Genomic DNA, 13,028 nt, shown 5'->3' on the forward strand with positions numbered 1-13,028 from the left:
GACAGCATCAAGCAGACGGTGACCAACAACACCATCTCGTCGGCCGCCAAGGCCAACCCGATCATCTGACGATCGGCGGTTCCGCCCCTACGGCAACGTCCGCGCCCGGCCCCTTGTGGCCGGGCGTTGGCGTTTTCGCCCGACGGACCCGACACAGCACCCCGAAGACCGGCCGCGAAGACCCTTTGAACGCCCCGAGGCTGCCCGAATTTCTTGTGCATTGCACAACAGGCGGCCGAGGTGCACAATGATGAATGCGGGAATTCATCCGCGCTTTCCGGCGTTTCATGGCACTCAGCCGTTATTTCTTCAATAGACGCGCGGCATCCCCCACTTTCTCCCCAATCAACCAAAGTGGCAGACGGCTTTCCCTTTGGGACGCTGCGAAGGGGATATTTATCTTGCACTTTATGTAGGTTTACCCGCCATCCGCCCTTTGATAGCGTCCACAGACCTATTCCGTGCCTATGCGTGCATCGGCACCGGCCGAGACGACGGCCAGGGGTGTCCTAATCCGGGATGCGGACCGGAGGGAGGCCCCCACAGAACCGACAGGGAAAGGGACGAAACAGGGCAACAACGGCACTGGAAACGACGACAAGGACGGGACGGCCGACGCCGTGAAGGCGCCGGACCGACGGCCACCGGGAAGGAACGCCGAAACCGCATCCGCGCGCGTGCCGCGGATGCCGGGCTGTGGGCGGCACGCACACGCCTCCATTCCCAGGGCCGCGGTGTCCGTGGTCATGGTCATCGGGCGTCGCTCTTCGCGGGGCGGCGCGCGATGACCGGACCACCGGACGCCGTCCGCGTCGCCACGACAAGAGGGGTGGAGACCAGGTATGAATCACGTGAGCGGACCGAGGGACGGTCGGGACACTCAATCGATCAGCGTGCTTATGGCCACCTACGCCGGCGAGAAGGCGGACAACCTTCAGGCCGCGCTGGAGAGCGTCTATACGCAGACGCTTCTTCCGCGCGAGTGCGTGCTGGTGGTGGACGGACGGATCGGGGAGGAACAGGAAAAGGTCATCGCCCGCTATCAGGCGTCCAACGCCTGCCGGCTCGTGGTGGTGCGGCGGCGCAACCAGGGGGGCTTGGCCCGCGCGCTGAACGACGGGCTGCAATATTGCACGGGCTATCTGGTGGCCCGCATGGACAGCGACGACATCTGCCTGCCCCACCGCTTCGAGACGCAGGCGCGCGCCTTCGCCGAGCAGGGGTCGCTGGACGCGTCCTTCTCCTGGCACGCGGAGTTCGAACAGGACCCCGGCGCCATCACCTGCGTGAAGCGCAGCCCGGAGACGCACGAAGAGATCAGCCAGGGCATGAAGTGGCACTGCGTCCTCTCGCACCCCACCATGATGGTGCGGCGGCGGGCGCTGACGGCCATCGGCGGCTACCGCTCCTGCTTCGGCAATCTGGAGGACTACGACCTCTATGTCCGCCTCCTCCAGGCCGGGGCGCGCATGGAGACGGTGCAGGAGGCGCTTCTCCTCTTCCGCACCAGCATGGCCCAGCGCGTGCGCCGCGGCGGGCTGCGCTACGCCGTCAACGAATGGGCCTTCCGGGTGTGGTGCTGGCGGTCGGGCTTCCTGACCAACTCGGAATTCCTGGCGACGGCCTCGCTTCAGATCGGCTTCCGGCTGACGCCGCCGGGTCTGAAGAGGATGCTGTACCGCCTGGTCCGCACGCCGACCGAGGCGCAGGCCATGGCCCGGATCCACAGCGCCATGATCCAGCCCAAGCGCCTCGCCCCCGACGGCGCGGACGCCCTCTGACCATCTGACCCTCGCCTTTTGACCCTCTGCGGGAGGACATGAATGAGCGTTGCCGACGTGATTTCCGGTGGCGGGCTGGGCCGGCGGCTCCGGTGGATGGACGCGCTGCGCAACCCGCTGGGGACCGCCTGCCATCACGCCTACGGCAGCCCGGTGCTGGCCGTCGTCTACCACGCCGTCTGCGACACGGTGCCGGACCATCTGAAGCACATCTACCGCCCCCGCACGCCGAAGGAGTTCACGGAGGATCTCGATTTCCTCCTGAAGCACTTCGAGCCGACGGACCTGCCCACGGTCACCGGATCGGCGATGGGCGGGCCGGAGATCCGCCGCCCCTCGCTGCTGGTCACCTTCGACGACGGCATGCGCGAGGTGGCGGAGGTCGCCATGCCCATCCTGCGCCGCAAGGGCATCCGGCCGGCGCTGTATCTCAACCTGAATTTTCTCGACAACGGGACGCTGTTCTACCGGCACAAGGCGAGCCTTCTGGCGGAGCGGCTGAGCCGGCTGGCCGAGGCCGATCCCCGCCGCGCCGTCTGCGCCGCCACCCTGGCGCGGGCGGGCGCCGTCGCCGCCAACCCCGCCACGGGCGTCATGAAAGTGAGCTGGCACCAGCGCGCCGTGCTGGACGAGATCGCCACCGTGCTGGAGTTCGACACGGCCGGCTTCCTGGCGACGCAGCGGCCTTACCTGACCCGCGACGAGATCACCAACCTGATGGCGGAGGGCGTGTCGATCGGCGCCCACGGCTTCGACCATCCCAACCACCGCCTGCTGACGCCGGAGCAGCGGAGGGAGGAGGTAACGGGCAGCGTCGCCGGCATCCGGGAGCTGTTCGGCCCCGGCTGCGGCTCCTTCGCCTTCCCCTATTCGGACGAGGGGCTGCACGACTCGCTGTTCACGGACCTGTACGGTGGCGGCGTCGACCTCACCTTCGGCACCTCCTGGCCGCGCCGCGGCGGTCCGCAGCGGCGCATCCAGCGCATCTGCTTCGAGAATGGTCCGGCCGCCGCGAAGCAGCAGCTGGTCAAGCGCCTGCTGCGCGGCGGCGCCGGCAACATCAAGCGCGCGCTCGCCGGTTAAGCGGTCCGGTCTATGAATGGCTCCCTTCCCCCAGCGCGGGGGGAGGGAGTTCTTGCCGTTTTCATATGCATTACGGGCGATTACCACTCGGCAATTCCAAAGAGAAGACCTATCACTCCCTTTGGAATGCCCCCTTATCGTACCATGATCGCTTAAGCGTGACCCCTTTTCATTTCACTTTATTTGTCCGCGACGTAACACAAAATACCGCAATAGGGACACGCTGCGGTTTTGGTCGCCGGGTCCTCCGCTTATTCGGCCCCCCGCGAGGAGATCGCCATGATCGAGCACGCCACGCCGGCCAGCCCGAACCTGCTGGGTGGGGTTGCGGACGTCCTGCCGGCGGACGCCGCCCCGAAGGCGACGGACGACGTCGCTCCTCCGATGCTCGATCTCCATCGGGCCGGCTGGGCCCTGCTGTGCACCGGCTGCGCGCTGGCGGCCTGGGGTTTGGCCTACGCGCTGTTCCGCATCGCCGTGTAAGCCCGAGCGAGCCGGAACCATGGATTACCTGCCTCCGCCTCCCCCCGCCATCGAGCGTCCCGCCCAGCCCTCGCTGCTCGTCAGCGAGCGCCGGAATGCCGAGAACGCGCCGGTCTTCTACGTCGACGCCAAGGACGGCGACGACCGCCGGTCGGGCCGCGGCCCGAAGGAGGCGTGGAAGTCGCTGGAGAAGGTGAACGCCACGGCCTTCCCGCCGGGAAGCCGCGTGCTGTTCGAGCGCGGGGAGAGCTGGCGCGGCAGCCTGCTGGCCTCCTCCTCCGGCACCACCGACCGGCCGATCACCTACGGCGCCTATGGCAAGGGCGACGCCCCGGTGATCGACGCGCGGGGCGCCTCCGTCGCGGTCAGTCTGAACGGGCGGTCCAACGTCGCCTTCGACGGGCTGACCATCACCGGCGCGGCCGACACCGGCCTGCTGCTCGGCCCGCGGGCGCGCAACGTGTCGGTGACGAACGTGACGGTCACGGGCAACGGCGGCTCCGGAATCGTCGTACAAGGCACGTCGGATGGGCTGCGGATCGACGGGTCGGCCATCACCGGCAACGGCGCCTACGGGATCGTGCATTACGCGGCGGACAACACCGACCAGATCATCACGCGCAACACCATCGCCGACAACGGCTGGCGCAAGGATGGCGGCGTCTATTCCGGCTGGAACGGGCGCATCCGGACCGGCGAGATCGCCCACAACCGGGTCTTCAACAACGGCGTCAACGGCGGCGAGGGGCGCTCCCACGGCCTCTACCACGACCAGGGGCAGGCCGGCAGCGCGCTGAAGATCCACGACAACCTGATCCACGACAACCCGCGCGGCGCCGGCATCCTGGCGAAGTCCAGCACCGAGATCTACCGCAACGTCATCTTCCGCAACGCCGACGCGGGCCTCTCGCTCGGCCAGAACCGCGGGATCGACGTGACCTACCGGGTCTACGACAACGAGTTCTACGACAACAACGGCGGCATCCTGCAGCACCAGAAGGGCAACGGCTCGATCACGCTGGAGTTGCGCGACAACGTCTTCCACCGCAACGGCAAGCGGGCCGCCATCATCATCGCCGACAGCATCGACAAGACCGTCGCCGGCAACCGGGTCAGCAACGACGCCAAGGCCGAAAACAGAGCCGAATCCCGGAGCGGGACGACCGCGATTCAACAGCCAGGAGGAACCGTGCAGGAAGCGTCCGGAATGCGGCCGGAATCCGTGCGCTGACCTTGGCCCCGACGTCCGCGGGCGAGCCGCGGGCCGGGCAAGGGACGGCGCGTTCGAACAAGGGGGGGCATGTGAGCACCAGCAGCAGCACCGTCGGTCAGTCGATCACCGACCGGCTGAAGAAAACCGTTTTCCGCTTCGACACTTCCGACAAGGGAGAGTTGCGCGGCTTCCAGCGCAAGATGTTCGGAGAACGGGTCTGGCAGGTGGACGAAGCCTACAACCGCTGGCTCTTCGACGAGGTGCCCGACCGGGACGCGGACGGGCCGCAGGTCTGGGTGTGCAAGCGGCAGGGGCAGATCGTCGGCCAGCAGTGCGGGATTCCCTTCCGCCTGAAGGCGCGGGACCGGGAAATTCCGGCCTCCTGGGCCAACAGCCTGATGGTCCTGCCGGAATGGCGGATGCGCGGCGCCTTCACGCCCCTGGCGGAGGCCCAGCTCGACAGCCGTCCGCTGTCCATGGCCATCCACATCTCCGATTCCGCCTACAAGGCCTACAGCAAGGCCGGCTGGATCGACATCGGCGCCCTGCCCGCCTACGTCTTCCCGTTGGACACGCGGCGCTGCCTGGAGGCGTCCTCGCTGCAGGGCCGCATGCGGACCATCGGGACGATCGCCGGGCCGGCCCTGCACGGGGCGCGGATCGGCGGGCATCTGCTGAGCCGGGCGACCGGCGCGCGGTTCGAGGAGATCGGGCGGTTCGATGCGCGGGCCGACGCCATCTGGCGGCGCGCCTCCCCGCATTACCCGCTGATCGCGTTGCGCGACCTGACGCATCTGCGCTGGCGCTACGACGCGATCCCCTGCGCCTCGGCCTACCGCCGCTTCATCCTGACGCGCGGGGACGAGCCGCTCGGCTACGTCGTCCTGCGGCGGGAGACCTGGCGCAAGGAGCCCTGCCTCGCCATCGTCGATTACCTGTGCGATCCGAAATGGCTGTGGGTCCTGCTGAGCCACACGCTGCGCATCGCCGCGACGGAACGGGCGACCGCGCTGATCTGCCGGACGCTGAACACGCGGGCGGAGCGGACCTTCCTCGCCATGGGGATGATGAAGGTGCCCGATCGCGTCGGCTTCCCGGTGCGGGTGATGGCGCACGCCGCGCCGGAGGCTGGCATCGACCGGGAGGCCTTCGCCGACCGGAGCAACTGGCTGCTGACCATGGGCGACGGCGACGCCAGCTTCCTGATGCACAACACGTTGCCCGAGACCGCCGGGCTGCAACCGGAGGGAGTCGCCGTCCAGGGATGACCGCGGTGCGAAGGAGCCGTCCGGCCGCTGACGCGCCGGTCCGGCTCCTTTCGTCTATTCTGCCCGTGGTTACTCAAAAGGGATTAATAAAGAACCTTTCGGGATGGTCATCCCGAAAGTCTCACAAGAAAGGTCACCCGATCAACTGACGGTGGTTCGGCCTTTTACGACGTTTACGGCTCCCCCTTTTTCTATCACGATTGCTGGGTGCTTAGACAAAGCAGCCTAATGTATTCGGTGAGAGGAAACGCCGATCGATCAGTCTTATGAACAGCAAAAGCCAAGGCCCGATGTCAGAACCGGACCTTGGCTTCGGTTTTGTGTCGGTAAAATTGATCTGAGAAATACAGCGCGAATAACGGTGAAACCTCTACGAACAAGAGAGTCGGAAAAGGAGACGTCTTATGTCGAGCAATGAGTTTGCCGACCTGTTGGTAAGCGGGGGTTCGGTCGGCACGTCCGGCATTCCGGAAGCTCTGGCGACGCTGGAGTCGAAGATCGCGGCGGGCACCGCCAGCGTCGGGGTCATCGGCCTGGGTTACGTCGGCCTGCCTCTGGCGCGGCTGTTCGCGCGGGCCGGCTTCTCGGTGACGGGCTTCGACATCGATCCGGAAAAGGTCGCCAGCCTGAACGGCGGCACCTCCTACATCGGCACCGTGTCGACCGACGAGGTCCGCGGGATGATCGAGGAGGGCCGCTTCACGGCCACGGCGAACTTCCAGTCGCTGGCCGACATGGACGCCATCGTCATCTGCGTGCCGACGCCGCTCACTCGCAACCGCGAGCCGGACATGAGCTGCATCGAGGTCACCACCCGGCAGATCGCCCAGGTGCTGCGCCCCGGCCAGCTGATCGTGCTGGAATCGACCACCTACCCCGGCACGACGCGCGAGGTCGTGCGCCCGATCCTGGAGAAGACCGGCCTCGTCAGCGGCACGGACTTCCTGCTGGCCTTCTCGCCGGAGCGCGAGGACCCGGGCAACGAGACCTTCACCACCGCCCGCATCCCGAAGATCGTCGGCGGCGAGGACCCCAACGCCCTGCGCATCGCCTGCTCGATGTACGGCCACGCGCTGGAGCGCGTGATCCCGGTCTCGTCGCTGGAAGCGGCCGAGGCGGTGAAGCTGACCGAGAACATCTTCCGCTGCGTCAACATCGCGCTCGTCAACGAGCTGAAGGTCGTCTACGACGCGATGGGCATCGACGTCTGGGAGGTGATCGAGGGCGCCAAGACGAAGCCCTTCGGCTACATGCCCTTCTACCCCGGCCCCGGCCTGGGCGGTCACTGCATCCCGATCGACCCCTTCTACCTGACCTGGAAGGCCCGCGAGTTCGACGTCGCCACCCGCTTCATCGAGCTGGCCGGCGAGATCAACACCCGCATGCCGCATTACGTGGTGGAGCGGCTGTCCCAGGCCATGGACTCCAAGCTCGGCCGCGCGCTGCGCGGGTCGCGCATCCTCGTCCTGGGCGTCGCCTACAAGAAGAACATCGAGGACATGCGCGAAAGCCCGGCGCTGAAGATCATCGACCTTCTGCAGGACCGCGGCTGCGAGGTCTTCTATTACGACCCGCATGTGCCGGAGCTGCCGGAGACGCGCCGTCTCGCCCGCATGGCCGGCACGCCGTCGGTCGCGCTGGAAGAGATCCGGGAAGGCGCCTTCGACGCCGCGATCCTGTGCACCGACCACGACTCCTTCGATCTGAAGGCCTTCCTGGACGGGCTGCCGCTGATCGTCGACACCCGCAACGCCTTCGGCAAGGCGGGCATCGTCGACGAGAAGATCGTGAAGGGCTGACCGCCGGCCTGGACCCTCACCGACCGATCCTCAGGAGAATGGGATGGCCGCGTACACTCATGTAGACGGAGCCCTGGGGTCCGAAGCCAGCACCCGGGAGGTCGCGCTCCGCGACCTCCTCCAGGTGCTGCGCCGGCGCCGGGGCACGATCATCGCCAGCGTCCTGTGCTGCACCGCGCTGGCCACCACCGGGGCCCTGCTCTATGAGCCGCGGTTCACCAGCCAGGCCGTGCTCATCATCGACCCGCGCACGACGGAGGTCACGGACATCAACGCCGTGATCTCCAACCTCCCGCGCGAGGCGGCGGCGATCCGGACCGAAATCGACATGATCACCTCCAGCGCCACCGCCGCCAAGGTGGTGGACCGGCTGGGGCTGGTCCATGACCCGGAGTTCAACGGCGCCATCGAGCGGCCCTCGGCCATCGACCGGGCCGTCGCCGGGATCAACGACACCATCGGCTACGACCTGTCGCCGCTGCAACAGCAGATCACCGGCTATCTGAACTCCGCCGGGATCGGCGTGAAGGAGCCGACGACGCCGGAGAAGGAGCGCGCCGCGGTCATCGCCGACGTTCGCCGCGGCCTGTCGGCGACCAGCGACGCGCAGTCCTACACCATCCTCGTCTCCTTCAAGGCGAAGGAGGCGGACAAGGCGGCGCGCATCGCCAACGCCTTCGTGGACGAGTATCTGCTCGACCAGCTCCAGACCAAGCAGGAGGTCAACCAGCAGGCCAACAAGTGGCTGGAGGACCGCATCAGTGAGCTGCGCGCCCAGGTCGAAGTGTCGGACAAGGCGGTGCAGGACTACCGCGCGCAGCAGGGCCTCGTGCTCGGCGGCACCGGCGGCGAGACCTTCCTGTCGCAGCAGCTGGCCGAGCTGAACCGCGCCCTGGTCGTCGCCCAGACGGAGCGCGGCCGGGCGGAGGCGCGGGCGCAGAACGCCCGGATCGTCGCGCGCAGCCCGACCGAGGGCAACGCGGCCGAGGTGCTCGGCTCGCCGCTGATCCAGCGGCTGGGCGAGGAGGAATCGGGCATCGCGCGGCGGCTGGCCGAGTACCGCACCCGCTACGGCGACCAGCATCCGGCGGTTCAGGCCTACGTCAACCAGTTGACGAACCTGCGCCAGAAGATGCGCGAGGAAGCCACCAAGATCATGGCGGTGATCAACAACGAGGTCGAGATCGCCCGCGCCCGCGAGCGCGAGCTTGAGGCCGCGTTGAAGAAGCTGACCGCCGAGACCGCCGGCGAGCTGGGCGCCAACGTCCGCCTGGCCCAACTGCAGCGCGAGGCCGACGCCAACCGCCGCGTCTATGAAGGTCTGCTCCAGCGTCTCGTCGAAACGCGCGAGCAGGACGACCTTCAGCAGCGCGACGCCCGCGTCGTGTCCAAGGCGGAGCCGCCGCTGGAGCCGTCGACTCCGGGCAAGAAGCTGTTCGTCGGCGGCGGTCTGGCCGTGGGCCTGCTGATCGGCATGTTCCTGGCCTTCCTGCGCGACCACCTGAACAAGACCTTCCGCAACACCCAGCATGTGGAGGAGACGATCGGCGTGCCGGCCATCGGGCTGGTGCCGTCCCTGCCGCATCACAAGAACGCCAAGCCGGAAGACTACGTCCTCGACCGTCCGCGGTCGGAGTACAGCGAGGCGGTGCGCGCCATCGGCGTGTCGCTCTACGCCCGCGGCGCCCTGAACACCGGCTCCGTGGTGATGGTCACCTCCGCGGTGCCCGGCGAGGGCAAGACCACCGTCTGCCTGACCCTGGCGCGCATGCTGGCGGCGTCCGGCCGGCGGGTCCTGCTTCTGGAATGCGACCTGCGCTGCCCGCGCATCGGGAACGTGCTGGGCGACAACGCGCCGGGCGACCTGAGCGACCTGATCGTCGGCAAGGCGGAATGGCAGGACGTGGTCCAGGTGGACGGCCGCAGCGGACTGCACTACGTCGTCGGCCGCCCGCATTGCGACCACCCGCAGGAACTTCTGGGGTCGGAGAAGCTGGCGAGCATCATTAAGTTCGCCTCGCTCGAATACGACTGCGTCATCCTCGACACCCCGCCGATGGCGGTCGTGGCGGACGCGGGCGTGCTGACCCGGTCGGCGACGGAATGCCTGTTCGTGGTGCGCTGGGAGCAGACGCCGCGCGCCGTCGTCCAGCGGGCCATCGAGCGGCTGACCGAGCTGGGCCGCGACGTGACCAGCGTCGTGCTGAGCCGTGTGGACCTGAAGAAGCTGGCCCGCACCGACGCGTCGGAAGAGGCCTACGGCATGAACGAGGCGCGCCGCTACTACACGCGCTGATGGGCAAATCCCCTCTCCCCTCCGCTCACGCGCAAACGAAGTTTGCGCTGACGCGACAGGCGGACCTTTGGTCCGCCGAAAGCGGGGAGAGGGTTAGGGTGAGGGGGGTGTGCGTGTCGGACCGTCCGGCAAAAGCGCAACCCCCTCACCCTCCCCACCGCTGATGCGGTGGGTCCCCTCCCTCTCCCCGGAGGGGAGAGGGGTTAAAGGGTTCATCGGGGGAACAGGATGAGTGCAACGCCATTTCCGCGAAACCGAGCCGCACTGGCGGCGGCGCCCGCTGCGGACGCGCCGCCCGCCCGGCCACGGACGCCGCTCCTGCGCAGCGCGGCCGATCTCACGCCCAGCCTGTTCGATCAGGTGGTGTGCGCGATCGGTCTGATCCTGCTGTGGGACGCGCTGCTGTCGGTGATGATGTCCGCGCCCTCGCAGCGCTTCATCCTGCGCGCGGGCGGCGCGCCGGAATCCTCCGGCGACACCATCAAACAGCTCATCTTCGCCGCTCTCTACGCCACGGCCCTGCTGCGGATCGTCATGCTCCACGGCGTCCGGGCCTTCCGCTATCTCAGCATTCCCATGGCGCTCATGGTGGTGCTGGCGATCGCGTCCAGCCAGTGGTCGCATGACCCGTCGCTGACCATCCGCCGCAGCGTGGCCCTGGTCGGCACGACCATCTTCGGCCTCTATGTCGGCCTGTCCTACGGCGAGGTCGCGCTGGCCCGGCTGATCCACCGCGCGGTCTTCGTGCTGGCGGTGCTGAGCGCGCTCCTGGCGATCGGCCTGCCGAGCTACGGCCTGATGCCGGCGGAGCAGGGGTCGCAGTGGCGCGGCGTCTTCTCGCACAAGAACGGGCTGGGCGACGCCATGGCCTTCGGCCTGACCGCCGGGCTGTTCGTCCTGCGCTCCCGCCCGGTGACCGACACCATGGCGCTGGTCTGGCGGCTGGGCACCTTCGCCATCATGGCCGGCTGCCTCGCCATGTCGGGCTCCGCCACGGCGCTGATCGTCGCCATGGCCGGCATGACCCTGGTGATGCTGGTCACCCACCGGCAGGACGCCGGGTCGCTGGCGTTGGAGCTGTACGGCGGCACCATGGTCATCATGCTGGCCGCCATCTTCGCGCTGCTGAACCTGGAAAGCATCACCGGGCTGCTCGGCCGCGACATCACGCTGACCGGGCGCACGCTGATCTGGGACTTCGCCTTGCGGATGATCGGGCAGCAGCCGGTGCTGGGCTACGGCTTCAGCGCCTTCTGGTCGGGGCTTGACGCGCCGGGCGCGCTGTTCTGGCGCACCTCGGGCCGCTTCGACATCCATGCCCACAACGGCTTCATCCAGACGACGCTGGACGTCGGCCTGCTCGGCCTCGGCCTCTTCCTGGTGGCCTATGCGATCTACCTGTCGCGCATCGCCCGGATCGTCCCGGTCGACCGCAGCGGGGCGGCGCGCTGGCACATCGTCTTCGCCATGATGCTCCTGCTGGGCAACGTCGCGGAAAGCAGCCTGCTGATCCAGAACGGTCTGCTGTGGTTCCTCTTCACCGCCTTCCAGACGCGGCTTGCCAAGACGGTCCACGCCCACGCCCTGACGCCGCGTCCGGCGGCGGGACGGCGGCCCAAGCTGAGCAACGGCATCCCGGTTGCGGAGCCGCGGTCATGATGTCGAGCGGCTTCGCCTTCTTCGCGACCCGGATCGCCGTCGGCATCCTGGGCTTCGCGGCGGTCGCGGTCTTCTCGCGCATCGTCACGCCGGAGGCCTACGGCCATTACGCGCTGGTGATGGCGGCGGCGGCGGCGATCAACGCCTGCGGCTTCTCCTGGATGGGTCTGTTCGTCCTGCGCAAGTGCGGCGGCGACGCGGCGGAGCGGGACGCCTGGCTCTCCACCGTGGTCACCGCCTTCCTGGTGGTGGCCTGCGGGGTGCTCGCCATCCTGGGCGCGGTGGTGGCCTTCTATCCGGGCATGAACGGCATCGACTATGTGCTCTATCTGCCGGTCATCGCGATCCTGATCTCCTGGTTCGACCTGTCGATCCAGATGTCGCGGGCGCGGCTGCGGGGCTCGGTCTTCGCGGCCAAGTCCTTCGCCAAGGCGCTGTTCGGGCTGGCGCTCGGCTCCGCCTTCGTGCTGATCGGCTGGAAGGAGGAGGGGCTGCTGCTCGGCACCAGCATCGGCTTCCTGCTGGTCACCGCGATCTGGCTGCGCTCCGACCTCAAGGGCATCTCGCTGCGCTGGCCGGCGCGGGAGCGGGTCGGCCTGCTGCTGACCTTCGGCGGCCCGCTGATGCTGAGCCTGATGGTCGGCTGGGCGCTCGATTTCGCCGACCGCTTTCTGATCTACTGGTTCATCGGCGAGGCGGCGGCGGGCGCCTACGCCATGGCCTTCGACCTCGCCAAGCAGCCGATCATGCTGGTGGCGTCGGCGGCCTCGCTGGTCACGCTGCCGATGGCGTCGCGCGCCTATGACGATGCCGGTCCGCGCGCCGCGCGACCGATCATGGCGCAGAACCTGACGATCCTGCTGCTGGTCTGCCTGCCCCTGGTGCTCATGGAGGTGATCTCCGCCCAGGGCATCGTCGGGCTGCTGCTCGGCGAGGCCTACCGTGAGACCGGCGCGGCGATCATGCCGCTCGTCGCCCTGTCGGTCTTCATCAGCATCCTGCGCATCTATCACTTCGACCTGTCGCTGCACCTGACCAAGAAGACCGGCTACATCCTGAAGCTGACCATGCTGACGGCGGTGCTGAACGTCGGCGCCAACCTGTTCCTGATCCCGCGCTTCGGGGTGATCGGGGCGGCCTACGGCTCGCTGGCGGCCCAGCTCGGCTGGGTGGTGGCCGCGGTCCTCCTGATGCCGCGCGCCGGTGTGCTGGCGGTGCCGGTGAAGGATCTTCTGAAGGTGACCACCGCCGCCCTGCTCTTCGCCGCCGGGCTGAAGGTCGCGGCGATGGAAAGCGACCTGCTGCTCGTCCAGCTCGCCCCGGCGGGCAGCCTCTATCTGCTGGCCCTGGCCGTGCTCAACCCCGCCAACCTGATGGGTCAGGTGCGGGTCGCGCTGGCCCGGCTGAAACGCACCCGATCCCCGGCATGAACCCCATGAACAGGCG

The 13,028-nt window shown here is 68.0% G+C and carries 9 protein-coding genes; all 9 read left to right on the plus strand.

Annotated features, from left to right (window positions below; genetic code table 11):
• Positions 1–899 precede the first annotated feature (899 nt).
• The 9 genes from DXK32_RS02000 to DXK32_RS02045 all read left to right on the plus strand — a co-directional run bounded on the left by DXK32_RS02000 (position 900) and on the right by DXK32_RS02045 (position 13,012).
• Positions 900–1,781, plus strand: coding sequence for a glycosyltransferase (locus DXK32_RS02000; RefSeq protein WP_114856987.1), 882 nt, complete (start codon positions 900–902; stop codon positions 1,779–1,781).
• Between the two features lie 42 nt (positions 1,782–1,823).
• Entirely contained in the window at positions 1,824–2,864 is a 1,041-nt protein-coding gene (locus DXK32_RS02005) for a polysaccharide deacetylase family protein (RefSeq protein ID WP_114856988.1), read from the plus strand.
• A 279-nt stretch (positions 2,865–3,143) separates the two neighbouring features.
• Positions 3,144–3,347, plus strand: a complete 204-nt coding sequence (locus DXK32_RS02010; RefSeq protein ID WP_114857102.1) for a hypothetical protein — start codon at positions 3,144–3,146, stop codon at positions 3,345–3,347.
• Positions 3,348–3,366: 19 nt separating this feature from the next.
• Complete coding sequence (locus tag DXK32_RS02015) at positions 3,367–4,578, plus strand: right-handed parallel beta-helix repeat-containing protein (RefSeq protein ID WP_114856989.1); 1,212 nt, start codon at positions 3,367–3,369, stop codon at positions 4,576–4,578.
• Between the two features lie 71 nt (positions 4,579–4,649).
• Entirely contained in the window at positions 4,650–5,828 is a 1,179-nt protein-coding gene (locus tag DXK32_RS02020) for a GNAT family N-acetyltransferase (protein WP_114856990.1), read from the plus strand.
• Between the two features lie 404 nt (positions 5,829–6,232).
• Positions 6,233–7,627 (plus strand): nucleotide sugar dehydrogenase, encoded by a 1,395-nt coding sequence (locus tag DXK32_RS02025; protein ID WP_114856991.1) that lies wholly within the window; start codon positions 6,233–6,235, stop codon positions 7,625–7,627.
• Positions 7,628–7,670: 43 nt separating this feature from the next.
• The gene (locus DXK32_RS02030) at positions 7,671–9,923 is read left to right on the plus strand and encodes a GumC family protein (protein ID WP_114856992.1); all 2,253 of its coding nucleotides are present in this window, start codon (positions 7,671–7,673) and stop codon (positions 9,921–9,923) included.
• Between the two features lie 228 nt (positions 9,924–10,151).
• Positions 10,152–11,582 carry an O-antigen ligase family protein gene (locus tag DXK32_RS02040; protein ID WP_114856993.1) on the plus strand — a complete coding sequence of 477 codons (1,431 nt, stop codon included), beginning with the start codon at positions 10,152–10,154 and terminating at the stop codon, positions 11,580–11,582.
• Positions 11,579–13,012 carry a lipopolysaccharide biosynthesis protein gene (locus DXK32_RS02045; RefSeq protein WP_114856994.1) on the plus strand — a complete coding sequence of 478 codons (1,434 nt, stop codon included), beginning with the start codon at positions 11,579–11,581 and terminating at the stop codon, positions 13,010–13,012. The genes DXK32_RS02040 and DXK32_RS02045 overlap by 4 nt, the downstream gene beginning before the upstream one ends.
• The last annotated feature ends 16 nt before the right edge of the window (positions 13,013–13,028 follow it).

The sequence above is a fragment of the Azospirillum brasilense genome (assembly GCF_003349955.1).
GTDB classification, from domain to species: domain Bacteria; phylum Pseudomonadota; class Alphaproteobacteria; order Azospirillales; family Azospirillaceae; genus Azospirillum; species Azospirillum brasilense_B.

Excerpts from the sequence above, each read along its gene's own strand:
- DXK32_RS02000 (WP_114856987.1), top strand. The coding sequence starts at position 900 with ATGGCCACCTACGCCGGCGAGAAGGCGGACAACCTTCAGGCCGCGCTG.
- DXK32_RS02005 (WP_114856988.1), top strand. The coding sequence starts at position 1,824 with ATGAGCGTTGCCGACGTGATTTCCGGTGGCGGGCTGGGCCGGCGGCTC.
- DXK32_RS02010 (WP_114857102.1), top strand. The coding sequence starts at position 3,144 with ATGATCGAGCACGCCACGCCGGCCAGCCCGAACCTGCTGGGTGGGGTT.
- DXK32_RS02015 (WP_114856989.1), top strand. The coding sequence starts at position 3,367 with ATGGATTACCTGCCTCCGCCTCCCCCCGCCATCGAGCGTCCCGCCCAG.
- DXK32_RS02025 (WP_114856991.1), top strand. The coding sequence starts at position 6,233 with ATGTCGAGCAATGAGTTTGCCGACCTGTTGGTAAGCGGGGGTTCGGTC.
- DXK32_RS02030 (WP_114856992.1), top strand. The coding sequence starts at position 7,671 with ATGGCCGCGTACACTCATGTAGACGGAGCCCTGGGGTCCGAAGCCAGC.
- DXK32_RS02040 (WP_114856993.1), top strand. The coding sequence starts at position 10,152 with ATGAGTGCAACGCCATTTCCGCGAAACCGAGCCGCACTGGCGGCGGCG.
- DXK32_RS02045 (WP_114856994.1), top strand. The coding sequence starts at position 11,579 with ATGATGTCGAGCGGCTTCGCCTTCTTCGCGACCCGGATCGCCGTCGGC.